Genomic DNA, 23,342 nt, shown 5'->3' with positions numbered 1-23,342 from the left:
GACGTCGGGGGACGCGAGCCATGAAGACGATTCCCGCCCAGAGCACGCGGACCGGCCCGATGCACGCCGTCGGGGACCGGGTCGGCTGGGGCCCGACCCCGCGCTCGCGCCGCAGCTACACGGCACGTCCGGACGGCCGGTTCATGCGGGGGTTGCGGGCGACCTGCTACGTCCTCACCTCGCTGGCGAGCCTGGTGTTCCTGGCGCTGGTGGTCTACGGGTTCGTGCGGTTCGGTCAGCTCCAGCAGGTGTTCCCCGGCGCACCGTAGTACCCCCGGCGAGGGTGCCGGCGCCGCCGGGCGAGTTCGCTGCCGGTGCACGGGGAGTCTGCGCTGGGAGCCCTGGCGCTGGTCGCGGTGAGGTGTCCTGCTGGTGCTCGTCGAGCGCTGCTGAGGCGTGGCGAGTCGGCTGATCGCGCCCGGCGAGTGCCAACCTGGTGAGGGATCTGTCCGACACTCCTACCTCCGAGCTGTTCCCTGGAGTCCGGCGGGTGAGTGAGAACGAGGCGTTGGATCGGACCCGCCGGGACTATGACGAGGTCGCCGAGTTGTACGACGACATGGTGCGACAGGGCGACCAGGTCATCGATGCGCTGTCAGCGGCGATGATCAACGCCTTCGCCGAGCTCGTCCGCGCCGGTGGGTCGGTGGGTGCTGTGGTCGATGCGGGTTGCGGTCCCGGACAGTGGACCGATCACCTGGATCGAGCCGGTATCCGGGCCTACGGGATCGATCTGTCACCGGCCATGGTCGCGATCGCCCGCCGGTATCGTCCCGACCTGCGCTACGAGGTCGGTTCCCTGCTCCATCTCGACGCAGGGGACGAGTCGATCGCGGGCGTCCTGGCGCACTTCTCGTTGATCCACACGCCGCCGGACCTGCTTCCGCGCGTCCTGAGCGAGTTCGCCCGCGTGGTGGAGCCGGGCGGACCCCTGCTGATCGGTGTGCAGATCACCGACACCGCAGACGCCAACGGTTGGGTCCCGTATGACCACAGAGCCTCACCGGCGTATCTGTGGACCCTCGACGCGCTCGCTGACCGACTGCGCGAGCACGATTTCGCCGAGCTCGGACGCCTGCGAATCGTTGCTCCGGCGCCAGGCAAGCCCCCCGCCGGGTACTTGCTGGCGCGCCATGACGCGAGAAGTACCGAATGACGTTCGCCGCACTGGGCGGGCAGTCTGGTGGACGGGCGATCGTCTAGATCAACACGCCCCACCAGGAGCTTCACCGTGCTGTCCTACCCGTTCGGGACGACCGTGTCCGGCGCGAGGAGGCGCAGCGGCGGGGGATCGCGGTCGAGTACGGCCACCGGCTCGTCGACGCCCTGCCCGACGGTGACGGCACCCGCGCCGTCTTCTCCGACGGCAGCACGGCGACGGCGGACCTACTGGTGGGGCCGACGGGGTGAACTCCCGCGTGCGCACGCTGATCGACCCGGGGCCACCGCGCCGCGGCTGCTGCCGGTGCTGAACGTGGGCGGGTTCGCCCCGCCGCAGGAGACCGGTGCGGAGCCCGGCGTCTACGAGATGGTCTTCGGTCGTCGCGCGTTCTTCGGCTGGGCGGTGGCCCCGGACGGGTGGGGTCTGGTGGTTCGCGAACCCGCCCTGGCACGCCGACGCGGCCGGGCTGACCGACCTGCAGTGGCGGACCTGTCTGCGTGAGCTGTTCGCGGGCGACCGGAGCCCGCGACGGCGATCGTCGACTCGACCCCCGGCGAGCTGCGGGGATGGGAGTCCCGCGACCTGCCGTCGGTGCGCCGGTGGCACGGCGGCCGCATGGTCGTGATCGGCGACGCCGCGCACGCGACGTCGCCCGCGTCGGGGCAGGGGGCGTCGATGGCGGCGGAGGACGCGGTGCAGCTGGCCCGCTGCCTGCGCGACCCCCCCGACCCCGGGACGGCGTTCACCGCCGACGAGGGCCTGCGCCGCGACCGCGTGCAGCGCATCGTCCGGGCCGGGGCCCGGACCGGCGACCAGAAGGCGGCCGGTCCGGTCGGACGGGTCCTGCGCGACGCCCTGATGCCCCTGGCCCTGCGGATGGGGCGTCCCGGTGCGCAGAGCCGGATCCAGCACCACCACGTCGACTGGGACGCGCCCGTGCCCTCGACGTAGGTCAGCTCGCGAGCATCTCGGCGATCACCGCGTCGACGGCGGCCGGGTCCTCCGGGCGGAGCCCGAACATGCCGAAGTGCCCCATCGGCGTCTCGATCGGGCGGTAGTGACCGTTCGGGATCTGCGCGCAGTCGGCCTCGCAGTCCTCCGGGGGGAAGAACAGGTCCTCGGTGAACGGCACGACGAAGAACTGCGCGGTGATCCGGCCGAGTGCGGCGGCGAGGTCGCCCCCGGTGTGGGCGGAGATGTCGCTCGCGCGCCACTTGCGGCCCTGAGCGATGAGGTTGTTGGGGTCCATCGGCGCGAAGTAGCCGCGGATGAAGCCCTGGCGGAAGTCGTCGGAGGACGCGAACCCGAGGCCGCGCCACAGCTCCTGGCGGAAGAACGCCGAGGACAGACCCATCAGCGAGAACGACACCGCGAGCCGCTGGAGCCCGAGCCGGACCTCGGCCGGATCGTCGTAGAAACCGTCGCGGAACGCGGGGTCGGAGGTCAGCAGCTCGTTCCAGGTGTCGATGAAGATCTGGTTGTGGACGGGGTTGCGCGCGGTGGCGGCGAACACCGCGGCGCGCGGCACCATCTCCGGGAACCGCACGGCCCACTCGTAGGTCTGCTGGCCACCCATCGACCAGCCGAGCACGGCCCGCAGCGTCGTGATGCCGAAGTGCTCGGTGACGAGGCGGTGCTGCGCGATCACGTCGTCGGCGATGGCGACGAGGGGGAACTGGCCGCGATCGAACGGCGCGGGCGTGTTCGACGGGCTGGAGGAGAAGCCGCCGCCGAACTGGCCCGGCAGGATCACGAAGTGCGTCGCGGGGTCGAGCGGGCGGCCCTCGCCGACGTAGGCCTCCATGAACGCCGACGTGCCGGAGAACATGTGGGGCGCCAGCACGGCGTTGTCCCTGGCGGCGTTGAGCGTGCCGATCGTCTTGTAGCCCAGGCGGGCGTTCGGGAGGGTGTAGCCGGTGGTGAGGGCGAAGTTGCCCAGCTCGAAGTACTCGTGCGGACCATGGACGTCATCGGTGTAGTACCCGGACAAGATGGTGCCTCCTGCGTCGGACTCGTACGCGGCAACCGTTGCCGGAGCAAGGATTACCGCGCACGAGTCCGCAGCGCCAGCTATCGGGCCGGGTCGACCGCCACCGGTTCGCGGTGGGCCTCGTGGTGGTTGGCGTTCTTCGGCGTGGCCAGCACCGACCTGGTCTGCTCGTCGAGCGCGGCGTCGGACAGCGCGCCGTTGCCCGCGAGGACGGTCTCCAGCGCCTCCAGCCAGTGCTCGTAGTACGACCAGGGCTCCGCGCCGCCGTCGGTCTCCCACTTCTTGATCGAGTCGATCAGGGAGAGCTGGAACTCCGACCACTCGTACTGGCCGGCGTGGTACGCCGCAACGGCCATGGCGAACGCCCGCACCTCCCACGGCTGGTCGAAGGACCGCTCGGCGTCACCGCCGCCGGGGAGGTCGCAGACCAGCGTCTCCACGCGTCGCCGGGCGTCACCGAGCTCGGTGGCGTCCTGGCGGAACGCCATCAGGCGGCCTTCGCGGCGCCGACGCCGATCATCGAGTCGCGGCTGACGAGCGCCGCGAGCGCCTTCTCGTCGAGGCCCTCGGTGCCGGCCGGGCGCTGGGGGAGGACCCAGTAGCGCATCTCCGACGAGGAGTCCCAGACGCGCACCTCGACGGAGTCGGGCACGTCGAACCCGAAGTCCTCGCGCAGCACCTTGCGGGGCTCGCGCACGATCCGGGCACGGAAGGCCGGGTCCTTGTACCAGTTCGGGGGCAACCCGAGAGCCGGCCACGGGTAGCAGGAGCACAGCGTGCAGGTGATGACGTTGTGCACGGTGTCGGTGTTCTCGACGATCACCATGTCCTCGCCCTGCAGCCCGCCGATGCCCATCTCCGCGCACGCCTCGGTGCCGTTGGCGAGCAGGCGCGCCTTGAACTCCGGGTCGGTCCAGGCCTTCGCGACGACGGCGGCGCCGAGCTGCGGGCCGACCTCGTTCTCGTAGATCTCGACGAGGCGGTCGATCGCCTTCGTCGTCATGATCCCCTTCTCGATCAGGATCGCCTCCAGCGCCTTGACGCGGGCGGCGATCTCCTCCTGGGTGCGGACGGTGGCGGTCATCAGGCGGCCTTCCCGGTGGTGGCGGCGAGGGTGATGTAGGGCTCCCAGACGTCGAAGTACACGACGCCGTTGGGCTCGGCGGCCTCCGCGCCCCAGAGCTCGGTGTTGGTGAACTTGACGGTGTAGACGTGCTCGGGGGCGTCCGGGCCGCCGTTGCCGGCGCTGTCGGGGTAGATGAACGTTCCGTGCGCCAGCTCGATCACGCCCGTGCGGCCGCGGATGTAGCCGGCCTTGCGGGTGTGGCCGTACGGGACGTCGGAGGCGACGGTGACCCGGTCGCCGACGGAGAACCGCGCGACCTTGTCCGACGGGCGGCCCGCCGGGGCCCCGGCCTTGACCACGCCGTCGACGAACGCCAGCAGGTCGGGGTCGTCCTTCTCCTCCGGCAGCGGCGCGTCGGGGTTGTCCAGGTAGTACTGGGTGCGCCTGTCGAGCTCGGCCTCGTCGAGCAGGCCCTTGGCGAAGCCGTGGTGCTCGACGGCGTGCACCCAGTGCTCGTAGTAGGGCGAGAGCAGGTACGTGGCCGGGTGCATCTGCTCGATGCCGTACCGGAAGGAGTCGATGCCGAAGAACCCGGCGCGGAAGGTCATGGAGAACATGGCGAACGCCGCCTTCTCCCACTCCGCCCGGTACACCGGCTCGTTCTCCGGGATCTCGACGGGACCGAGACCGTCGGTGCCCCCGAGGTCGTGCACGCCGTTCATGCCTGGCTCCCTGCGGTAGCTCCTGCCGGCGTCGGGAAGCCCCCGACCGCCTGTTCGTACGTGTGGGCGACACGCAGCACCGTGGCGTCGTCGAACTGCTTGCCGATGATCATCATTCCGGTGGGGACGCCGTCGACCAGACCGGCGGGGACGCTGCATCCCGGGTGCCCGGTGACGTCGGTGACGCAGGTGTTGGCCACCATCTCCAGTGCGCGGCCGATGATCTCCTCGCGCGGCGCGTCCGGGTCGGGGATGACCGTGGAGTGCATCGGCGTGGTGGGCAGGACCAGCACGTCGTAGCGCGAGAGCGCCTCGTCGTAGGCGGCCCGCAGCTGCACGGCGAGGTTCTGCGCCATCCCGTAGTGCTTGCCCTGCTGGGTGTTCAGCGCGTGCTTCCCGGCCAGCAGCACCAGCTTGACGGTCTCGGAGAACTGGCTGCCGTCGGCGCGCCACTGGTTGCCGTAGTGCTCCATGACCTCGGGGTCGTAGAGGCCCTTCCAGTTCAGGCCGTACCCGTTGAGGTCGACCATCTGCGACGCGGCGCCCTCGACGGAGATGACGTCCCAGATCTTCGCGCCGTGCAGGTGCCACGGGACGGAGACGTCCTCGACGACGAGCCCGGCGTCGCGCAGCGACTCGGCCGCCGCGCGCACGGAGGCGTCGACGCCGGGATCGGAGTTGGCCAGGCCGAAGCCCTCGGTGAGGATCCCGACCCGCAGGCCCTCGGCTCCGCGGCCCAACGCGGCCACGTAGTCGTCGGGCACGAGGTCGCGGGGCTGGCGCGGGTCGAACCCGTCCGGTCCGGCGATCACGTTCAGGACCAGTGCGGCGTCGGCGACGGTGCGCGTCATCGGGCCGACGTGGTCGATCGACTGCTCGATCGGGAACGCCCCGGTGTAGGGCACCAGTCCCCAGGTCGGCTTGTGCCCGACGATGCCGGACCACGATGCGGGCATCCGGATCGAGCCGCCCTGGTCGCCGCCGGTGCCGACGTCGACGAGCCCGGAGGCGACGAGGGCCGCGGTGCCCGAGGAGGATCCGCCGGTGGAGCGCGTCTCGTCCCAGGGGTTGCGGACCGCGCCGGTGCGCGAGGTGTGCGATCCGCCGGAGAAGCAGAGGTCCTCGCAGACCGACTTGCCCGCGATCGTGGCGCCCGCCGCGAGCATCCGGCTGACGATGGTGGCGTCGCGCAGCGGCGTGTACCCCTCCATCGTCTTCGAGCCGTTCATCATCGGGACGCCGGCGACGGCGGTGTTGTCCTTGACCGCGACGGTCTTCCCGGCGAGGGGGCCGGTGCCGCCCTCGGTGATGGACGTCGTGACGTACCAGGCGTTGTACGGGTTGTCGGCCGGCTCGGGGCGGGTCCAGGCCCGCTCCGGCATCGTGGGCGCGGACGCGTCGTAGAGCTCCTCCACGACGTCCCACGACGCGAGCAGGCCGTTGACCATGGGGGAGAACGACTCGACGGCGACGGCGTCGAGTCCGAGGCCGTAGTGCGCGGAGACCGCGCTCAGATCGTCGGGATCGGGGGGACGTACGGGCATGGCTCTCTACCTCCGGCAACCGGTGAGAGCGCGACGCTATTGATTCGAATCACCACATGTCAATAGGTAGTGGCGCGTTGTCAAGATCCTTGACGCGGCGGACTCACGGCGAAACCACCCGCCACCGCCTCCGCGACGAACAGGTCCTGCCGGACGGTCTCCGGACCCGTCACGGTGACCGGTCCGCGCGGGAACTCCGAGCGGCTCGACCGCAGTTCCCTGGCGATCGTGCGCGGCTCGTCCTCTCCGGCGCGCCGCGCCGCGCCCGCGTAGAGGTGCACCGCCTCGTACGCGGACTCCGCGATGCTCGACACCGGCGGGGCGAACCGGCCGTAGGCGTCGCGGTAGCGCCGCAGGAACGCCGTGTTGGCGGCGCCGTCGAGCTGCTCGAAGTAGCCCGAGACGCCCCACATGCCGACCGACGCCGCGTCGCCGATCCGTTCGCGGGTGGGCTCGTCGAGGGTCAGGGCGAGCGTGCGGCACCGGTCGCGCACCCCCATCGCGTGGCACTGGCGCTCGAACGCGACGAGATCGGCCCCGACGAACGAGGACAGCACGACGTCGGCGCCCGTGGCCGTGATCCGCTCGATGAGCGGGGTGAAGTCGCGGGTGCCCAGCGCGGCGAACCCCTCGCCGACGATCGACGCCCGGTGCTCGGCCAGCACCGGGCGGGCCATCGCGTGCACGACGTGCGGCCACACGTAGTCGTTGCCGGCGAGGAACCAGCGGCGCCCGCCGGCCGCGCGCATCAGCGGTGTGACGGCGGCGCGCAGCTGGTCGGCGGGCCGTTCCCCGAGCTGCAGGCAGAGCTCGCCGCCCAGCCCGCCCTCGTTCATCAGCGTCTGCACGAGCAGCACGCCGGACCCCCGCAGCTCCGCCGCGGTGCGCACGAACGTCGCCGACGTGGTGGTCGCGAGGATCGTGCGGCAGCCGGCCCGGACCAGTCGCCTCGCCTCCGCGGCACCCGTCGCGGCGTCGGTGCCGTCGTCGCCGACGAGCAGGCTCAGGCGCCGCCCGCGGACGCCGCCGTCGGCGTTGACCTCGTCGACGGCCATCGTCGCCAGGTTCTCGGTGGCCGCGGCGAACACGCTCCCCGGCCCGGACTTGCTGGTGAGCAGCCCGACGAGGTGCTCCCCGCTGTGGCGCTGCTCGGGCACCGGATGGCCGCGGCGGCGCATCAGCCAGGCCAGTCCGGTGTCGTCGAGGTCGGCGACGATCCGCACCCGGGTGCCGGCGCCGTCGCTCTCGAACAGTACGCGCAGCCGGCCCCGCCACGGCTGGTCGAGCCGTATCTCGATCCGGCCCGGCCGGGACGGGCCGGGCGGCCGCAGTGCGGTGATCCGGCCGAGCAGCGCCACCCGCTCCCCGCCGAGCGGGGCCTGCAGTGCGACGACGGCCCCGACGGCGACCCGGTCACAGGTGGCGTCGAGCAGCCAGCCCACCCCGGTCTCGGAACCGAACAGTGCGAAGACAGCCGCGGGCGGGGCCTCGATGCTCGTCTGTGCCGCAACGGCGAGGCCGCCCATCACATGGCTCGGCTGTCCGTACCGGAGGTGGACTCCGCGGCGACCCTGGCCGCGTCGAGGGAGGACTGGAACAGCTCCTGCAGCAGCCGGATGACGTCCTGCGCCGGGCCCGTGGGGTCGACGGCGTACATGCGGAAGCGGCCGGTGCGCCGCTCGGTGATGAGACCGGCGGTGCGCAGCACGCGCAGGTGGCTCGACACGGCGGTGCGGCCGACCCGGGAGATCGCCGCGGACAGCTCGCCCGCACTGCACTCGTCGTGCTCGGCGAGCACGGCGAGGATCTCGCGCCGCACCGGATCGGCGAGCGCGTCGAAAGCCAGGTCGGAGGCCACGTGTGGAGACTAGCCGACGCGCTGCAGCCCGAGAACGCGCAAGAGCTCCAGCGCTTCGGCCCCCCGACCCCGGCGCCGCGGAGTACACGAGCAGCCGCTGGTCGTCGGCGTCGACGGCCTGGGAGTTGCAGTCCAGGAGAAGTGGACCGAGCTCGCGCAGGTCCCAGAGCCGGGTGAACACCGGGCCGGCTGCGCGCAGGTCGGCGACGAGAGCCGGCGCAGGCCCGGGTCGGCGGGGGTAGCGGGCGGCGGTGCGCCGCAGGTCGGAGACCGGTGCGCGGTCGGGCCGCTCACGGTCGGGGTCGGTCTGGTCGCGGTGCGGGCCGGTGAACGAGGAGCGGGCGAGGTTGCGCTCGGCGGGCGGCAGCGCGGAGGAGCCGCCGAGCGGCGCGGCGGCCCGCGGGCCTGTTCCGGCCGGGTCAGGTAGACGGCGGACATCCCGGCGAGCTGCGCCACCTCCTCGCGGCGCAGACCGGGGTCCGGTGGCGCAGCCCGGCCGGCGACCCGACGTCCTCGGGGCGCAGCCGCTCGCGCCAGGTGCGAAGCGCGGCGCCGAGCCCGGTGCGGTCCATGGGCCCGGGATGCCCGGTCCGGCGGCGCGCGGCCGTCCCTCGACGACCCGGCGGTGCGGGCCCGCACCGCCGCCCTCCGCGACGAGCTGCGGGCCGCAGGCGGGGCGACCCGGGCGGCGGACCTGATCGAGGCGGAGCCGCACCGACCCGCGCACGGGCGCGTCAGCGCTGCAGCAGCAGGAACCGGGTGCCCTGATCGTCGACGCAGGGGGCGACCGGACCGAACCGGGCCGTGGTGGGCTCCTCCGCGGTTCCGCCCGCCGCCCGGGCCGCCGCGGTCGCGGCCGCCAGGTCCGGCACGGTGAACGTCGGTACCACCGAGGGCACCTCGTGGCCGCCGTCGAGCCCGGTGCGGGGTCGGGTGCGCTCGCCGTCGACGGTGCCGTTCCAGTAGCCCGGGCGGCCGCGGCCCGGGGAGAACCCCCAGCCGAGCACCGTGCCGTAGAAGGCGCGGGCGCGGGTGGCGTCGGGCAGTCGCAGCTCGGCGTACTCGGGCACCGTCACCGGCGCGCCGGGCCCCTCGAACAGCGCGAACGCGAGGCCCTGGTCGTCGACGCAGTCGGCTACCCGGCCACCGTGGTCCTCGACCGGCTCGGTCGCGGTGCCGCCCGCGGCGCGCACCACGGCGACGGCGGCGTCCAGGTCGTCGACGGCGTAGCCGCAGAACAGCCCGGCGGTCGACCCCGAGGAGATCCCGAGCCGGCCGAGGTCGCCGAGCACGGCGCCGTAGAACGCGCGTGCCCGGTCGGCGTCGGGTGACCACAGCGATGCGTAGACGACGTCGCCGTGCCGCGCGGCCGGGACGTCGCGGGAGACCATCCAGCGGTGCCCGGACGGGTCGAGCACCGTCCCGCCGCGGCCGTACGGTGACTCGGTGACGGCCCGCTCCAGCGTGCCGCCCGCGGCGACCGCCCGCGCGACGACGGCGTCCGGGTCGGCCACCTCGAGGCGCAGCGACTGGCTCACCCCGCCGCGGGTCGCCGGCGCCACCAGCCCCATCTCGGGGAACTCGTCGGCCAGCATGAGGACGCTGTCGCCGAGCGCCACCTCGACGTGCCCGGTGCGGCCGTCGGGCATGACGATCGGGTCGCCGCGGCGGACGGCGCCGAACACCGTCACGTAGAAGTCCACGGCCGCGACGGCGTCGGTCACGGCGAGGTACGGGGTCAGCGCGTGCATGCGGGCGGTGGTGCGGGGTGCCTCGAGCGTGGTGGTCATGGGGTCCTCCCTCGGGTCGAGCAGGGCGCGCTCCAGGCGGGCGCGCAGGGCACGGGCGAATGCGGGGTCGGGGTCGACGGCCTCAACGGGGATGCGCAGGGCGTCCAGCGGATCGGTCATCGCACACCGTCGGAGTAGCCGCGGCGGAACGCGGCGTGGGCGCGGCTGAGCAGCGACTCCGTGGCGTGCACGGTGCGGCCCAGCGCGCGGGCCACCTCGCCGACCGGGAGGCCGTCGAGGTAGCGCAGGGTCAGCGCGGCGCGGTGCAGCGCGGTCTGGGTGTCGAGCACCTCGCGGGCCACCACGGCGTCCACGTGCTCCTCCCAGGGGTCCTCGAACGTCTCGGTGATCTCCTCGACGGCCCGCAGACCGCGCTCCTCGCGCTCGGTGGCCCGCCAGTGGTCGACGAGCTTGTGTCGAGCGATCCCGATCAGCCAGCCGACGTTCATCGCGGGCGGCGGATGCCGCCTGCTCGCCGTGACGGCGGCCAGGAACGTCTCCGCCGTCAGGTCCTCGGCGAGTGCGCGACGCCCGCAGCGGGCGAGCAGGTAGCCGTAGACCTGCGGGAGCGCGTCGTCGTAGAGCGCGAGCAGCGCGGGACCCGGTTCGGGCCGGACCGCTGCGGGGCTCATGTCCCTCCGTCGCGCGGGGGCCGCGGACTCCGTCGGCACATCACCCGATCGGAGCAACCGACTCGGGGGCGGAGAAGTGGCGACTCGCGGGCCCGTCCCCGCGAGTCGCTGTTTCCGCGCCCGCGAGTCGCTGTTTCCGCGCCCCCGAGTCGCCGGATCACCGCCCGGCCAGGAAGTCCCGGAAGACGGTGAGCCAGCGGTCGACGGCGTCCAGGTGCGGGCCGTGGCCGGAGTCGGGGAAGATCTCGGTCCGCACCGACCCGCCCGCCTCCGCGTAGCGCTCCAGCAGCGCCCGGATCTGGCCGACCATCGGCTGCGGCGGGTAGACGTCCGCGCCGGGCCAGCCGGGCACGATCCCGGCCTCGCCGAGCGTGCCGAACTCCAGCATCGACCCGTCGGCGACGACCAGGTCGCGCCCGCCGTGCGTCCACAGGACCGGCGGCTTCTCCGCGACGTCGACCAGCCCGGTCCAGTCGCAGTACTTCGGGGACAGCGCGTTGAGGATCCCGGTGACGCCCGGTGCGAGGCCCGGCCAGTTCTGCGACGCCGTGGAGTCGCCGGGGTAGCCGCCGTCGCCGACGAGGGTGAGCAGCACCTCGTCGACCAGCACGTCCTCGCGCGCCTCGGTGTGCTCCGGCGCCCAGTACAGCCCCCTCATGACGTTGCGGATCGAGAACGGGCTGTCGGTGCCGCGGTCACCGTCACGCAGGCGCTGCACGAGCTCGGGGTTCGCGCCACCCCCGCCGGAGCCGGCGGCGTCGGGGAAGCAGAGGGTGCCGTCGGGGAACGTCCCGCCGAAGCCGTGCGGGGAGACCGGGTCGACGAACGTCAGCGAGGCGGCGGGGCGGGCCGTCGCGTAGCGGGCGATCGCCGCACCGGCCGTCGACCAGCCGACGAGGTGCGTCGGCGCGGTGATCCCGAGGGCCCGCAGGAACGCGTCGAGGTCGTCGGCCCAGTCGTCGAGGCCGCGGGTGGCGTCGATCGGGGCCGGTTCGGACCGGCCGAAACCGCGCATGTCCGGCGCGAGCACGCGGTACTCGGGCAGGGCGGGCATGAGGTGCTCGTAGAACCGGCCCGTCGACAGGTTGCCGTGCACCATCACGATCACCGGGGCGTCGGTCGGGCCGGACTCCAGGTAGTGGGTGCGGAGGCGGTCGGTGTCGATCGTCGCGGAGCTCACGCCCGGGAGGAGGTCCATGGCGCGGATGCTCTCGGTCGGCCGGACGGGGGTCAAGAGCCGCGACTCGCGGGCGGGAATCACGCGACTCGCGGGCGGGAATCACGCGACTCGCGGGCGGGGAGACAGCGACTCGCGGGTGGTTAGGGTGCGGGGCATGACGGAGCGGATGGGTGTGGCGGTCCACGGCGGCACGTTGGCGACCGCCGTGGGTGCGGCGGTGCGGGCGCAGGAGCGCGGGTTCGAGTCCGTCTGGACCACCGAGTTCTACGACCGCTCCGCCACCGTGTCGCTCGCGGCGATGGCGCTGCGGACCTCGACGATCACGGTGGCATCCGGCATCGCGTACGCCGTGGGCCGCAGCCCGCTGGTGCTCGCCGCCGAGGCCCGCGACCTCGCCGAGCTCTCCGACGGCCGGCTCGTGCTCGGCCTGGGCACCGGCACGCGCACGATGCAGCGCGACTGGCACGGCGTCGACGGCGCCTCGCCCGCCCCGCGCGTCGAGGAACTGGTGCCGCTGCTGCGCCGGATCTGGGCGATGGACGCGTCCGGGGTCCAGCACGAGGGCCGCTTCTACCGGATGGCGCTGCACCCCACCGCGGAGATGACGCCCCGCGACCCGATCCCCGTCTACCTCGCCGGGTTCAACGCGCGGATGGTGCAGGCGGCGGGCGCCGTCGCCGACGGGCTGGTCGGGCACCCGATCTTCACCCGCCGCTACGTCGACGACGTGGTGCGCCCGGCGCTGGCCGCGGGTGCCGCGAGGTCGGGCCGCACGGACGATGTCCCGATCGCCGGGTACGTCATCACCAGCGTCTCCGACGACGGCGACCGCGCCCGCCGCGACGCCGCCGCCCAGATCGCGTTCTACACGGTGGTGCGCACGTACGCGCCGCTCGTGGAGCTGGAGGGGTTCACCAGCGAGGTCGCCGCGATCCGCGACGCCTGGAAGGCCCGCGACCACGATGCCATGATCGCCGCCGTCAGCCCCGCGATGCTCGACCGGATGGCCGTCGCCGGCACCCCCGACGAGGTGCGCGACCGGATGCCCGCGTTCCACGGCCTCTACGACCGCCTGCTCTGCTACATCCCCAGCTACGGCCTCTCGGCGTCGGAGATCGGTGACCGCGTCGACGCCGCGATCGACACGTTCGGGAAGTAGTCGAGTTGGTGTTGGCTCTGGTGCGGATCAGGTGACAGGCTCCTCACGGTCGGGGGTCGGCGCGGTCGCGCAGTGACCCCCGGTGACGAGATCGGGGGGAACGTGCGGAGAATCGTGACGGCGGCGGTGACGGCCGGGTTGCTGGCGGCGGGGATGGCGGTGGCGCCCGGGGCGCAGGCGTCGACGCCCCCGCCGGGCTTCACTCCCGCGCCGGTGGTGTGGGGGCCGTGCACGGCGTCGGCGCTCGTGTCGGCGGGGGCCGAGTGCGGGTTCGTCGAGGTCCCGCTCGACCACGACGACCCCATGGGCACGACGATCAGGCTCGCGGTGTCGCGCGTCGTGCACACGACCCCGGAGTCCCAGGGCGTCATGCTCGTCAACCCGGGCGGGCCCGGCGGGTCGGGCCTCACGCTGGCCCTGCTCGGTGGTGCCGTCCCGAACGGTGCCGGTGCGTCCTACGACTGGATCGGGTTCGATCCCCGCGGCGTCGGCTCCAGCGAGCCCGCCCTGAGCTGCATCCCCGACTACGCGGGCTTCAACCGCCCCGACTACCAGCCCGAGGCCGGCACCGAGCAGGCGTGGCTGGACCTGTCGACGTCCTACGCCGACGCGTGCGCCGCCGACGGCGGTGAGCTGCTCGACCACCTGAAGAGCATCGACACCGTCCGCGACATGGACCTCATCCGCGCCGCGCTGGGCCAGGAGCAGATCAACTACTACGGCTTCTCCTACGGCACCTACCTCGGCCAGGTCTACTCGACGCTGTACCCGGACCGCGTGCGCCGCATCGTGATGGACGGCGTCGTCGACGTCCGCAACATCTGGTACGAGGCCAACCTCAACCAGGACGTCGCGTTCGAGCGCAACATCGGCGCGTTCTTCGACTGGATCGCGAAGTACGACTCGGTCTACGAGCTGGGTGCCACCGGCGACGAGGTCGAGGCGCTCTACTACACGGTGCAGGACCAGCTCCGGGCCGCGCCCGCGGAGGGCATCGGCCCGTCGGAGTGGAACGACCTGTTCCTCAGCGCCGGTTACAACGTGCTGGCCTACCCCGGCATCGCGCAGGCGTTCTCCGCCTACGTCAACAACGGCGACGTGTCCGCGATCGTCGATGCGTACGGCTTCGACCCGGCCGCTCCCGACGACAACGGGTACGCGATCTACCTGGCCGTGCAGTGCACCGACCTGGAGTGGCCGCAGGACTACGACCAGGTCCGCGCCGACAACGAGCGCGTCGACGCCGAGGCCCCGTTCGAGACCTGGGCCAACGCCTGGTTCAACGGGCCGTGCTCGTTCTGGCCGGCGAAGGCGGGCACGCCCGTCGAGGTCGACGGCAGCGGCGTCGACAGCGCCCTGCTGCTCAGCGAGACCTTCGACGGGGCCACGCCGTTCGACGGGGCGCTGAACGCCCGCGAGCTGTTCCCGAACGCGGTGCTGGTGGAGGGCGTCGGCGGGTACACACACTCGGCCTCGCTGTCCGGCGTGGCGTGCACCGACACCATCGTCGCCGACTACCTGGCCACGGGCGCCCTGCCCGAGCGCAAGCCGGAGAGCGACGTGTCCGACGTGCAGTGCGACCCGCTGCCCCAGCCCGACCCCACGGTCCCGGCGCCGGCAGGTTCCTGACCCCGCACGACGAACGGCCCGCTCGCCCGACAGGATCGCGGTGAGCGGGCCGTTCGCCTGGGGCGGGTCAGGCGTACGCGCCCGCGGACGCCTGCTTCGGGTCGGCGCCGTGGCTGTTCGGGCCGCGGGTGCCCTCCGACACCAGGAAGACGATCAGCACGATCGCGCCGATGACCGGGATGAGCCCGATCAGCAGCCACCACCCGCTGCGGTTCGTGTCGTGCAGCCGCCGGACGGCGACGCCGAGGCCCGGCAGCAGCACGGCGAGCGAGTAGATCGTGCCGAGGATGCCCAGGTTGAACGAGAGCCCCGCCGAGCCGGCCCCGGCCGACGCGGCGAACGCACCGGAACCGAGCACGAACCCGTCGATCGCGGACAGCACGATCACGGCGATCGCGTTGAACAGGGCGAACATCCAGTACTCGGTGCGCCGGGCCCGGCCGGAGAAGTCGACGTACTGCTTGATCACCTTGACGTACCAGTTCATGTCGCCTCCAGTTGGGCATCGGAAGCGACAGACTGGCACCGGACCGCGTCCACCGGTAGGTCTACATGGGACGCGATCCGGTCTCGATCAGGCGAAGTGCACGTACTCGTACTCGAACGGCTTGTCGTTGATGCCGGTGCTCGGCGGGGCGATCCAGCCGGCGATCTTGCCGGGCTCGTAGACCGGGCGCATCAGCGACTGGACGTGCACCTTGTCGGCGTCGCTCGGCAGCCACCGGTCCTTGTTGGCCTCCCACACGTCCGGCCCGACGACGTCGCCCTTCGGCGTCACGTGGTGCCCGCGGAACAGCCCGACCTCGCGGTTGAAGCCGACGTGCGGCAGCGCGAGCCGGCGGTCGACACCGGCCTTCTCCAGCACGCGGTTCCAGCGCTTCATGCCGGTGGCGCAGTCCTGCACGTACTCGTTGCGCAGGTCGTGGTTCAGCGCGACGAGCGCCGAGACCTCCTCGGTGGTGACGACGCCGTCGCGCACCAGGTCGACGTGCGAGGCGTCCTCGGTGAGCAGGTGGTCGTCCTTGCGGCGCTCCTCCTGCCAGCGACCCTTGAGGCCGGCGGTGAAGTAGTTGGCCGCGTTCGTCGACTTCTCGGAGCCGAACAGGTCGAGCGAGACCGAGTAGTGGAAGTTGATGTACTTCTGGATCACGTCGAGCGGGATGCCGCCGTGCGGGGCGATGTCGTCGGTGTCGTGCTCGCGCATCAGCTCCGCGGTGCGGGTGACGACGCGGTCGATGCCGGTGGTGCCCACGAACATGTGGTGGGCCTCCTCCTTGAGCATGAACTCGCACGTCCGCGACAGCGGGTCGAACGCCGACTCCTTGAGCGTGCCGAGCTGGTACTTGCCGTCCCGGTCGGTGAAGTAGGTGAACATGAAGAACGACAGCCAGTCCGGCGTCTCCTCGTTGAACGCGCCGAGGATCCGGGGGGAGTCGAGGTCGCCGGAGTTGCGCTGCAGCAGTGCCTCGGCCTCCTCGCGCCCGTTGCGCCCGAAGTAGGCGTGCAGCAGGTAGACCATCGCCCAGAGGTGACGGCCCTCCTCGACGTTGACCTGGAACAGGTTGCGCAGGTCGTAGAGCGACGGCGCGGTCTCGCCGAGGCGGCGCTGCTGCTCGACGGACGCGGGCTCGGTGTCGCCCTGGATGACGATGAGGCGCTGCAGGTCGGCGCGGTACTCACCGGGCACCTGCTGCCAGACCGGCTGGCCCTTCTGCTCGCCGAACGCGATCTTGCGGTCGGCGTTGTGCTCGGAGAGGAACACCCCCCACCGGTACTCCTCCATCGCGACGTGGCCGAACGAGGCCCAGCCCTCGCGGCCGACGTCGACGGCGGTGCGGAGGTAGACGTCCTCGGTGGGGACGGCCGGGCCCATCGTCTTCCACCAGTTGATGAAGTTGGGCTGCCAGCTCTCCAGTGCGCGCTGGAGCTTGCGGTCGCCGGCGAGATCGACGTTGTTGGGGATCTTCTCGCTGTAGTCGATGCTCATGGTCAGACCCGCTTCCTGTCGAACTCCGCCTTGCGTCCCGTGCCGTACTTGCGCAACGCACCTTCAGGGCCGGATGCGTTGGGTCGAACGAAGATCCAGTTCTGCCACGCGGTGAGCCGGGAGAAGATCCGCGACTCCATCGTCTCCGGGCCGACGAACCGGTGGTTCGCCTCCATGCCGGTCAGCGCGTCGGGGGACAGGGAGGCCCGTTCCTCCAGCATGATCCGGACCTCGTCCTCCCAGTCGATGTCGTCGGGGGCGTCGGTGACCAGCCCCAGTTCCATCGCCTCGGCGGCGTCGATCCGGCGGCCGGTCTCCTGGCGCAGCTTCGCGAGGGTGTCGTCGTCGCCGTAGAAGCGCGAGCCCAGTCGCGAGAGGCCGTTGGGCATCGGGAACGTGCCGAAGTTCGACGCCGAGAGCACCAGCTGCGCGGGCTCGCCCTCCTCGTCGGCCTCCTCCATGAAGCCGTCGAGCATGTACTGGCGGTCGCACGCCAGCGCGAGCTCCAGCAGGGCCCCCGCGAAGCACGACCCCGGCTCGATCAGCGCGATGAGCGAGCGCGACGTGACGTCGAGGCGCTTGAGCACGCGCTTGAAGTAGTGCCGGATCTCGTTGACGAGCCAGTCGGAGCCGGAGAACTGCTCGATGACGCGCTCGAAGGCCAGCGCGTCCTCGACGTCGCCCTTCGTGCGGATGATCCAGGTGCCCAGCTCGAGCTCGTTGGCGCGCAGCCGCAGGATCAGGTCGTCGAGCTCGCGGGTCATGGCCAGCGGCCAGAACTGCGCCCCCAGCTCGTGGACGCGCTCGACGGTGTCGGGCACGTCGCCCTCCGGCCCGTGCACGGTGATGTTCACCAGGCCGGCGTCGCGGTCGTAGGTGGCGGTGACGTGGCGGTATCGGATCCCGTCGGCGTCCTCCTCGCGCTGCAGCGGCGGGAGCGGCACGCCGGTGGCGTCGGACGGGCGGTCCGACGCGGCGGCGGCGGTGGCGGCGCGCTCGGCGACCGTCTCGTCCCAGGCGCGCTTGGGGATCACCTCGTCGACGAGCTTCCACTCGACGGCCTGCTTGCCGCGGGCGCCCTCGGACTTGGTGGCGAAGACGTCGGCGCGGTCCTTGCGGACCTTCCGCTTGTCGATCACACGGGTGAGGCCGCCGGTGCCGGGCAGCACGCCGAGCAGGGGGACCTCGGGCAGCGAGACGGCGGAGGAGTTGTCGTCGATGAGCAGGATCTGCTCGCACGCCAGCGCCATCTCGTAGCCGCCGCCCGCCGCGGTGCCGTTGACGGCGGCGATCCAGGTCTGGCCGGAGTTCGCCGTGGCGTCCTCGATGCCGTTGCGGGTCTCGTTGGTGAACTTGCAGAAGTTCACCTTCCACGGGTGGCTCGACTGGGCGAGCATCCGGATGTTCGCGCCCGCGCAGAAGTTGCGGTCCTTCGCGCTGGTGAGCACGACCGCCTTGACGCCGGGGTGCTCGAAGCGCAGCCGCTGCGTGGCGTCGTAGAGCTCGATGTCGACGCCCAGGTCGTAGCTGTTCATCTTCAGCTCGTAGCCCGGGACGATGCCGGCGGTCTCGTCGATGTCGAGCCGCAGGTACGCGACCTCGCCCTGGACGTCGAGCTTCCAGTGGCGGTACGTCGAGGGCTCCGCGTCGAAGGAGACCGTGGGGATCTCGGCCTGGTCGGGATCTGCGGTGGTGGTCATCCGTCCTCCGTTGGTCGGGCATCACTCTACAAGATTCGACCGATCCGCGCCATCGGTGTAGAACGTCGAGCGGGGACCGCTCAGCCCTGCGCCTCCGCCACGTCGGTGACGGCCTGCGGGGCCGGCGCGACGGTGGCCGCGGCCAGCTCGCGCAGCCGGAAGCGCTGGATCTTCCCGGTCGCGGTACGCGGCAGCTCGGAGACCTCGACGACGAGCCGCGGCCGCTTGAACGCCGCCAGCCCGGCCCGGCAGAACGCGATGACCTCGTCGGCGTCGACGACGACCCCGGGCTTCGGGACGACGTAGGCCACCGGCTTGTCGAGCCCGTCGGTGTCGGGCACCCCGACGACGACGGCCTCGGCGAGGCCGGGGTGCTCCATCAACCGGGTCTCCACCTCCGACGGGCTGACCCAGATTCCGCCGACCTTGAGCACGTCGTCGGCGCGGCCCAGGCAGGTGTAGCTGCCGTCGGCGCCGCGGACGTACTGGTCGCCGGTGCGCATCCACTCGCCCTGGAACACCATGCGGTTGACCTCGGTGCGACACCAGTAGCCGGTGCAGATCGAGTCGCCCGCGATGTAGAGCATCCCGGGCTCGTCGGGTCCGTCGATCACCGTTCCGTCGGTGCGGCGCAGCTCCACGCGGTAGCCGGGGACGGGGAACCCGGAGCTGCCCGGCACCACGGCGCCGGGGAAGTTGGAGATGAAGATGTGCAGCGCCTCGGTGGAGCCGATGCCGTCGAGGATCTCGAAGCCGTACTGGTCGCGCACGCCGTGGAACATCCGCGCGGGCAGGGCCTCGCCCGCCGACACGCCGTTGCGGACGGTGGCGAACTGCTCGCGTGGCAGGTCGGCGGCCATCAGCGGGCCCCAGAAGCTCGGGCCGCCGAAGAACAGGGTGACGCCGTGCTGCGCGGTGAGCTCGCCGAACCGCGCCGGGTTCGGGCGGGCGGGCTCGAGCACCGTGGCCGCGCCGACCGAGAGCGGGAAGAACAGCGAGTTGCCGATGCCGTAGGCGAAGAACAGCTTCGCGCCGGACAGGCAGACGTCGTCGGGCCCGATCCGCAGCACCTCACGTGCGTAGGTGTCGCAGACGAAGCGGATGTCGGCGTGCCGGTGCATCGCGCCCTTCGGCGTGCCGGTCGTGCCGGAGGTGTAGAGCCACAGCGCGGGCGACTCCTCCCAGGTCGGGTAGGGCGCGTCGAGGGGCTCGGCGGTGCGCAGCTCGTCCCAGGTGAGCGTCGTGACGCCGGGTACCTCCGGTGCGGTGTCGCCGGTGAGGACGAGGTGACGCAGGTCCGGTGCCCCCGTGGCGGCGATGGTGACCGAGGCGGTGAACTCGCTGCTGCCCAGCAGGACGCGGGCGCGCGAGTCGACGACGAGCTTGGCCAGCTCGGGCCCGGTCAGCATCGTCGACGACGGCACGGCGACCGCGCCGACGTACATCGCGGCGAGGATGCCCGTGGCGAGCTCGACGTCGTCGACCATCGCGAGCAGCACCCGCTCCTCGGGACGCACCCCGATCGCGACGAGCCCGGCGGCGACGCGCCGGACCTCCTCGGTGAGCTGGAGGTAGGTGAGGGACCCGCCGGGGTGGTGGATCGCCACCCGGTCCGCGTCCCCCGCGGTGACGCGGTCCTCGGTCAGAAACGTGGCGGCGTTGAACGAATCCGTCATGGTGGTGGCGCTCCGTGTTCGGGGTCACCGGACTCTACTGGTGGGCGGTCGGCCGTCAACGTTTCCGTAGATCTTCCCAAGACATGCGCACCCTGCTATGAACCGTGTGGCGCGCCGCAATGCGGCTACCGAACCCCCGACTGTTCAAGGGAGAACACATGCAGACTCGCGGAGCGATCGTCCGTCAGGCACCCGGCAAGTACGAGGTCGTCGACCTCGAGGTGGACGACCCCCGTCCCGGCGAGGTCCAGGTCAAGCTCGTGGCCTCCGGCCTGTGCCACTCCGACGACCACATCGCCACCGGCGACATCCCCGTGGGCGTCTACCCGTTCGCGGGCGGCCACGAGGGCGCGGGCATCGTCACCAAGGCCCCGGCCAACCACAAGGGCATCAAGGAGGGCGACCACGTCGTCTTCTCGTTCCTGCCCTCCTGCGGTCACTGCCGCTGGTGTGCCTCGGGCCAGCAGAACCTGTGCGACCTCGGCGCGGGCCTGCTCGCCGGCTCGCGCTGGGAGGACACCTCCAGCTTCCGGCTCAAGCTCGCCGGCACCGACACCCCCGTCGGCCAGATGTGCGGCATCTCGACGTTCGTGGAGACCACCACCGTCTCCGCCGACTCCGTGGTGAAGGTCCCCAGCGACCTGCCGCTGGACAAGGTCTGCCTGCTCGGCTGCAACGTCGGCACCGGTTGGGGCGCCGCGGTCAACTCGGCGCAGGTCCAGCCCGGACACACCGTCATCGTCATGGGCATCGGCGGCGTCGGCATCAACGCGGTCCAGGGTGCGGCGCACGCGGGTGCGGCCAACATCATCGCCGTCGACCCGATCGCGCTGAAGCGCGAGAACGCCACCCAGCTCGGTGCCACCCACGGCGTCGAGACGATGGAGGAGGCCACCGAGCTGGCCAAGCAGTTCACCAACGGCCAGGGTGCCGACTCGGCGATCATCACCGTCGGCGTCATCAAGCCCGAGTACGTCGGGCAGGCCATGGCGTCGATCCGCAAGGCGGGCACCGTCGTCGTCACCGCGCTGGGCAACATCGCCGACACCACCCCGCTGCCGGTCTCGCTGGCCGACGTCACGCTGTTCCAGAAGCGCATCCAGGGTTCGCTGTTCGGCGAGTCGAACCCCAACTGGGACATCCTGCGTCAGATCGAGCTCTACCGGGCCGGCGTGCTGAAGCTCGACGAGGTCATCACCACGACCTACACCCTCGACCAGGTCGCCGAGGGCTACGAGGCCATGCACGCGGGCACGAACCAGAAGGGCGTCATCGTCTACAGCTGACGTCCCGCACTTCCCCCACCGGTGAACGGCACCCCCACGGGGGTGCCGTTCCCGTGTGTCCACGAGAGGAACAGAGTGACCACGCCCACCCCCGTCGTCGGCCTGCGCCGTGAGCGCGAGGTGCTCACCGTCGCGCTCGTCACCGGCCGGCACGTCGTCATCGAAGGGCCGCCGGGCACCGGCAAGTCGACGCTGCTGCGCTCGATCGCCCGCGACACCGGGCAGGAGGTCGTGTTCGTCGAGGGCAACGCCGAGCTGACGCCCGCGCGGCTGGTCGGCCAGTTCGACCCGTCGCAGGTGCTCGCCACCGGCTACCAGCCCGACTCCTTCGTCGACGGCCCGCTGATCACCGCGATGCGCACCGGCGGGCTGCTCTACATGGAGGAGCTCAACCGCGTGCCCGAGGAGACGCTCAACGTCCTCATCACCGTACTGACCGAGGGCGAGATCGCGGTCCCGCGCCTGGGCACCGTGCACGCGGGCAAGGACTTCCGGCTGATCGCCGCGATGAACCCGTTCGACGCCGTCGGCACCGCGCGCGTCAGCCAGGCCATCGCCGACCGCATGTGCCGCGTCGTGCTGGGCTACCAGGACCTCGACGGGGAGCGGGCGATCACCGCATCGGTCAGCGGGCTGGCCGGCACGTGGGTCGATCTGTCGGTGACGCTGACCCGCGCGACCCGCGAGCACCGCGACGTGCGGATGGGCTCGTCCGTCCGTGGCGCGATCGACCTGTCACTCGTGCTCACCGGGCTGGCCGACCTCCGCAAGGAGACCGAACCGTCGAGGGAGACCGCGCGCGACGCCGCCTACGCCGCGCTGTCGGGTCGCATCCGGATCGTCGACGGTGTGGACCGCACCGCCGAGTCGGTGATCGACGAGCTGCTCGACGCGCACTGGCCCACCGACGAGGACCCGACCGAGTCCCCTGACGACACGGAGTCCCCGGACGCAGAGGGAAAAGCTCCTAGCCCGGGCCACAACCCGGGCTTCCAGCAGCGGTCGCGCCCCGGCCGCGAGCAGCCGGGCCGCACCCAGGGTCGGCAGCAGATCGCGGCCAACCACCCGTCGTTCGAGGAGGTCTCTCCCGAGCCGGGCGAACTCGACGTCGACGCCCTCGACCGCCTCGCCGGCGAGGACCCGGAGGGCGCGGCGGCGATGCTCGCCGACATGGCCGTGGCCACCGACGTGCAGCTGCGGGCGGCCGCGCGCCGGCTCGCGGGACGGGTGTTCATCCGGCTCGGGCGGGTCGGTCCGGCGAAGGCGCGGGGTACGCGGCGGCTCGGTCCGTCGCGGCGCCTCGACGGCGACCTGGACCTCGACCGCACGCTCGAGGCGTGGGACCCGTCGGCGTCGCGGCGGCCCGAGGAGCTGGTCACCCGTACGTGGACCGCGCACCGGCGCGCGGTCTGCCTCGTCGTCGACATCTCGGGGTCGATGAAGGGCCTCGCGGTCGCGCTGGCCGCGGTCGCCGCGGCCGGGGTGGTGGTGGCCAACGAGAACGGGCCGCCGCAGCTGCAGCCGTCCGTGCTCGCGTTCGGCGCGGGGGTGAAGGTGCTGCAGGCGCAGGGGGTGCGGCGCCCACCGGAGGACCTGCTGTCGGACCTCATCGCGCTGCGCGGCCACGGCACCACCGACCTCGCGGCAGGGTTGCGGGAGGCGTCGAAGCAGCTCGCGTCCGCGGTGGCCGACGAGCGGTTCGTCGTGCTGCTGTCGGACTGCCTGCACACCGCGGGCGACGACCCGGCCGAGGCGCTGGGCGGCATCGACCGCCTGCACGTGCTGGTCCCGCTCGGCGGGCCGGAGGCCGAGGCCGCGGCGTTCCCGCTGGCCACCCGGGGTGGGGGACGGGCGCAGGTCGTCAAGCGGTTGGCGGAGATCGCCCCGGCGCTGACCCGCATCCTGGCCTGATCGCTGCTCGTCGCACGTCGTCGCCCCGCCGCGGGCCGTGGCGTGCGGCG

At 72.2% G+C, this 23,342-nt stretch carries 21 protein-coding genes and 2 pseudogenes; 7 read left to right on the top strand and 16 right to left on the bottom strand.

From position 1 onward, the window contains the following. The first annotated feature begins 20 nt into the window (after positions 1–20). From I4I81_RS18780 to I4I81_RS31345, 3 genes are all read left to right on the top strand, one after another. Positions 21–269 carry a hypothetical protein gene (locus I4I81_RS18780; RefSeq protein ID WP_218600808.1) on the top strand — a complete coding sequence of 83 codons (249 nt, stop codon included), beginning with the start codon at positions 21–23 and terminating at the stop codon, positions 267–269. 221 nt (positions 270–490) lie between these two features. Further along, positions 491–1,156: a class I SAM-dependent methyltransferase gene (locus I4I81_RS18775; protein ID WP_218600809.1), complete on the top strand. Its 666-nt coding sequence runs from the start codon at positions 491–493 to the stop codon at positions 1,154–1,156. 540 nt (positions 1,157–1,696) lie between these two features. Next, positions 1,697–2,113: an FAD-dependent monooxygenase gene (locus I4I81_RS31345; RefSeq protein WP_218600817.1), complete on the top strand. Its 417-nt coding sequence runs from the start codon at positions 1,697–1,699 to the stop codon at positions 2,111–2,113. Position 2,114: 1 nt separating this feature from the next. On the opposite strand, the gene I4I81_RS18765 is transcribed toward I4I81_RS31345, so the two are convergent. The 12 genes and pseudogenes from I4I81_RS18765 to I4I81_RS18715 form a co-directional block, all read right to left on the bottom strand. Beyond that, positions 2,115–3,152 (bottom strand): alpha/beta fold hydrolase, encoded by a 1,038-nt coding sequence (locus tag I4I81_RS18765; protein WP_225924630.1) that lies wholly within the window; start codon positions 3,150–3,152, stop codon positions 2,115–2,117. Between the two features lie 80 nt (positions 3,153–3,232). Beyond that, positions 3,233–3,640 (bottom strand): nitrile hydratase accessory protein, encoded by a 408-nt coding sequence (locus tag I4I81_RS18760; RefSeq protein ID WP_218600810.1) that lies wholly within the window; start codon positions 3,638–3,640, stop codon positions 3,233–3,235. Further along, complete coding sequence (gene nthA / locus I4I81_RS18755) at positions 3,640–4,236, bottom strand: nitrile hydratase subunit alpha (RefSeq protein ID WP_218600811.1); 597 nt, start codon at positions 4,234–4,236, stop codon at positions 3,640–3,642. The genes I4I81_RS18760 and nthA overlap by 1 nt, the downstream gene beginning before the upstream one ends. Next, positions 4,236–4,940: a nitrile hydratase subunit beta gene (gene nthB / locus I4I81_RS18750; RefSeq protein WP_218600812.1), complete on the bottom strand. Its 705-nt coding sequence runs from the start codon at positions 4,938–4,940 to the stop codon at positions 4,236–4,238. Before nthB ends, nthA begins: the two co-directional genes overlap by 1 nt. Then, positions 4,937–6,484, bottom strand: a complete 1,548-nt coding sequence (locus I4I81_RS18745; protein ID WP_218600813.1) for an amidase — start codon at positions 6,482–6,484, stop codon at positions 4,937–4,939. The genes nthB and I4I81_RS18745 overlap by 4 nt, the downstream gene beginning before the upstream one ends. 80 nt (positions 6,485–6,564) lie before the next feature. Continuing rightward, complete coding sequence (locus I4I81_RS18740) at positions 6,565–8,010, bottom strand: substrate-binding protein (RefSeq protein WP_218600819.1); 1,446 nt, start codon at positions 8,008–8,010, stop codon at positions 6,565–6,567. Further along, positions 8,010–8,342, bottom strand: coding sequence for an ArsR/SmtB family transcription factor (locus I4I81_RS18735; RefSeq protein ID WP_218600820.1), 333 nt, complete (start codon positions 8,340–8,342; stop codon positions 8,010–8,012). The genes I4I81_RS18740 and I4I81_RS18735 overlap by 1 nt, the downstream gene beginning before the upstream one ends. Positions 8,343–8,463: 121 nt before the next feature. Next, a pseudogene (locus I4I81_RS31760) lies at positions 8,464–8,709 on the bottom strand (MmyB family transcriptional regulator); the annotation flags it as partial. A 26-nt stretch (positions 8,710–8,735) separates the two neighbouring features. Beyond that, positions 8,736–8,914, bottom strand: a pseudogene (locus tag I4I81_RS31755) (helix-turn-helix domain-containing protein); the annotation flags it as partial. Between the two features lie 162 nt (positions 8,915–9,076). Further along, positions 9,077–10,252 (bottom strand): VOC family protein, encoded by a 1,176-nt coding sequence (locus I4I81_RS18725; RefSeq protein ID WP_218600814.1) that lies wholly within the window; start codon positions 10,250–10,252, stop codon positions 9,077–9,079. Next, complete coding sequence (locus I4I81_RS18720; RefSeq protein ID WP_218600815.1) at positions 10,249–10,764, bottom strand: RNA polymerase sigma factor; 516 nt, start codon at positions 10,762–10,764, stop codon at positions 10,249–10,251. The genes I4I81_RS18725 and I4I81_RS18720 overlap by 4 nt, the downstream gene beginning before the upstream one ends. Positions 10,765–10,921: 157 nt before the next feature. Beyond that, positions 10,922–11,962 carry an alpha/beta hydrolase gene (locus tag I4I81_RS18715; protein ID WP_218616225.1) on the bottom strand — a complete coding sequence of 347 codons (1,041 nt, stop codon included), beginning with the start codon at positions 11,960–11,962 and terminating at the stop codon, positions 10,922–10,924. A 136-nt stretch (positions 11,963–12,098) separates the two neighbouring features. Between I4I81_RS18715 and I4I81_RS18710 the strand changes: the two genes are divergently transcribed. Both I4I81_RS18710 and I4I81_RS18705 read left to right on the top strand, forming a co-directional pair. Then, positions 12,099–13,103: an LLM class flavin-dependent oxidoreductase gene (locus tag I4I81_RS18710; protein ID WP_218616224.1), complete on the top strand. Its 1,005-nt coding sequence runs from the start codon at positions 12,099–12,101 to the stop codon at positions 13,101–13,103. 114 nt (positions 13,104–13,217) lie between these two features. Next, positions 13,218–14,732 carry an alpha/beta fold hydrolase gene (locus I4I81_RS18705; protein WP_226363453.1) on the top strand — a complete coding sequence of 505 codons (1,515 nt, stop codon included), beginning with the start codon at positions 13,218–13,220 and terminating at the stop codon, positions 14,730–14,732. A 67-nt stretch (positions 14,733–14,799) separates the two neighbouring features. On the opposite strand, the gene I4I81_RS18700 is transcribed toward I4I81_RS18705, so the two are convergent. The 4 genes from I4I81_RS18700 to I4I81_RS18685 all read right to left on the bottom strand — a co-directional run bounded on the left by I4I81_RS18700 (position 14,800) and on the right by I4I81_RS18685 (position 20,095). Then, a complete protein-coding gene (locus I4I81_RS18700; RefSeq protein WP_218605083.1) occupies positions 14,800–15,219 on the bottom strand; it encodes a DUF805 domain-containing protein in 420 nt (139 codons plus the stop codon). Between the two features lie 87 nt (positions 15,220–15,306). Further along, positions 15,307–16,725: a benzoyl-CoA 2,3-epoxidase subunit BoxB gene (gene boxB, locus I4I81_RS18695; RefSeq protein ID WP_218605085.1), complete on the bottom strand. Its 1,419-nt coding sequence runs from the start codon at positions 16,723–16,725 to the stop codon at positions 15,307–15,309. Further along, a complete protein-coding gene (gene boxC / locus I4I81_RS18690) occupies positions 16,722–18,419 on the bottom strand; it encodes a 2,3-epoxybenzoyl-CoA dihydrolase (RefSeq protein ID WP_218605082.1) in 1,698 nt (565 codons plus the stop codon). Before boxC ends, boxB begins: the two co-directional genes overlap by 4 nt. Before the next feature lie 80 nt (positions 18,420–18,499). Next, positions 18,500–20,095 (bottom strand): benzoate-CoA ligase family protein, encoded by a 1,596-nt coding sequence (locus I4I81_RS18685; RefSeq protein ID WP_218616223.1) that lies wholly within the window; start codon positions 20,093–20,095, stop codon positions 18,500–18,502. 158 nt (positions 20,096–20,253) lie between these two features. Between I4I81_RS18685 and I4I81_RS18680 the strand changes: the two genes are divergently transcribed. Then, positions 20,254–21,381 (top strand): NDMA-dependent alcohol dehydrogenase, encoded by a 1,128-nt coding sequence (locus tag I4I81_RS18680; protein ID WP_218603543.1) that lies wholly within the window; start codon positions 20,254–20,256, stop codon positions 21,379–21,381. A gap of 75 nt (positions 21,382–21,456) precedes the next feature. After that, positions 21,457–23,292, top strand: coding sequence for an AAA family ATPase (locus tag I4I81_RS18675; RefSeq protein WP_226363452.1), 1,836 nt, complete (start codon positions 21,457–21,459; stop codon positions 23,290–23,292). The last annotated feature ends 50 nt before the right edge of the window (positions 23,293–23,342 follow it).

It is taken from the genome of Pseudonocardia abyssalis (assembly GCF_019263705.2).
Taxonomy (GTDB): domain Bacteria; phylum Actinomycetota; class Actinomycetes; order Mycobacteriales; family Pseudonocardiaceae; genus Pseudonocardia; species Pseudonocardia abyssalis.
Note: the sequence above shows the minus strand (reverse complement) of the source record. Positions and strands in the feature narration are given on the sequence as shown.

Bases quoted from the DNA above. Each gene is read 5' to 3' on its own strand.
- I4I81_RS18780 (WP_218600808.1), top strand. From the start codon at position 21: ATGAAGACGATTCCCGCCCAGAGCACGCGGACCGGCCCGATGCACGCC.
- I4I81_RS18760 (WP_218600810.1), bottom strand. From the start codon at position 3,640: ATGGCGTTCCGCCAGGACGCCACCGAGCTCGGTGACGCCCGGCGACGC.
- nthA (WP_218600811.1), bottom strand. From the start codon at position 4,236: ATGACCGCCACCGTCCGCACCCAGGAGGAGATCGCCGCCCGCGTCAAG.
- nthB (WP_218600812.1), bottom strand. From the start codon at position 4,940: ATGAACGGCGTGCACGACCTCGGGGGCACCGACGGTCTCGGTCCCGTC.
- I4I81_RS18745 (WP_218600813.1), bottom strand. From the start codon at position 6,484: ATGCCCGTACGTCCCCCCGATCCCGACGATCTGAGCGCGGTCTCCGCG.
- I4I81_RS18740 (WP_218600819.1), bottom strand. From the start codon at position 8,010: ATGGGCGGCCTCGCCGTTGCGGCACAGACGAGCATCGAGGCCCCGCCC.
- I4I81_RS18725 (WP_218600814.1), bottom strand. From the start codon at position 10,252: ATGACCGATCCGCTGGACGCCCTGCGCATCCCCGTTGAGGCCGTCGAC.
- I4I81_RS18720 (WP_218600815.1), bottom strand. From the start codon at position 10,764: ATGAGCCCCGCAGCGGTCCGGCCCGAACCGGGTCCCGCGCTGCTCGCG.
- I4I81_RS18715 (WP_218616225.1), bottom strand. From the start codon at position 11,962: ATGGACCTCCTCCCGGGCGTGAGCTCCGCGACGATCGACACCGACCGC.
- I4I81_RS18710 (WP_218616224.1), top strand. From the start codon at position 12,099: ATGACGGAGCGGATGGGTGTGGCGGTCCACGGCGGCACGTTGGCGACC.
- I4I81_RS18700 (WP_218605083.1), bottom strand. From the start codon at position 15,219: ATGAACTGGTACGTCAAGGTGATCAAGCAGTACGTCGACTTCTCCGGC.
- boxC (WP_218605082.1), bottom strand. From the start codon at position 18,419: ATGACCACCACCGCAGATCCCGACCAGGCCGAGATCCCCACGGTCTCC.
- I4I81_RS18685 (WP_218616223.1), bottom strand. From the start codon at position 20,095: ATGACGGATTCGTTCAACGCCGCCACGTTTCTGACCGAGGACCGCGTC.
- I4I81_RS18680 (WP_218603543.1), top strand. From the start codon at position 20,254: ATGCAGACTCGCGGAGCGATCGTCCGTCAGGCACCCGGCAAGTACGAG.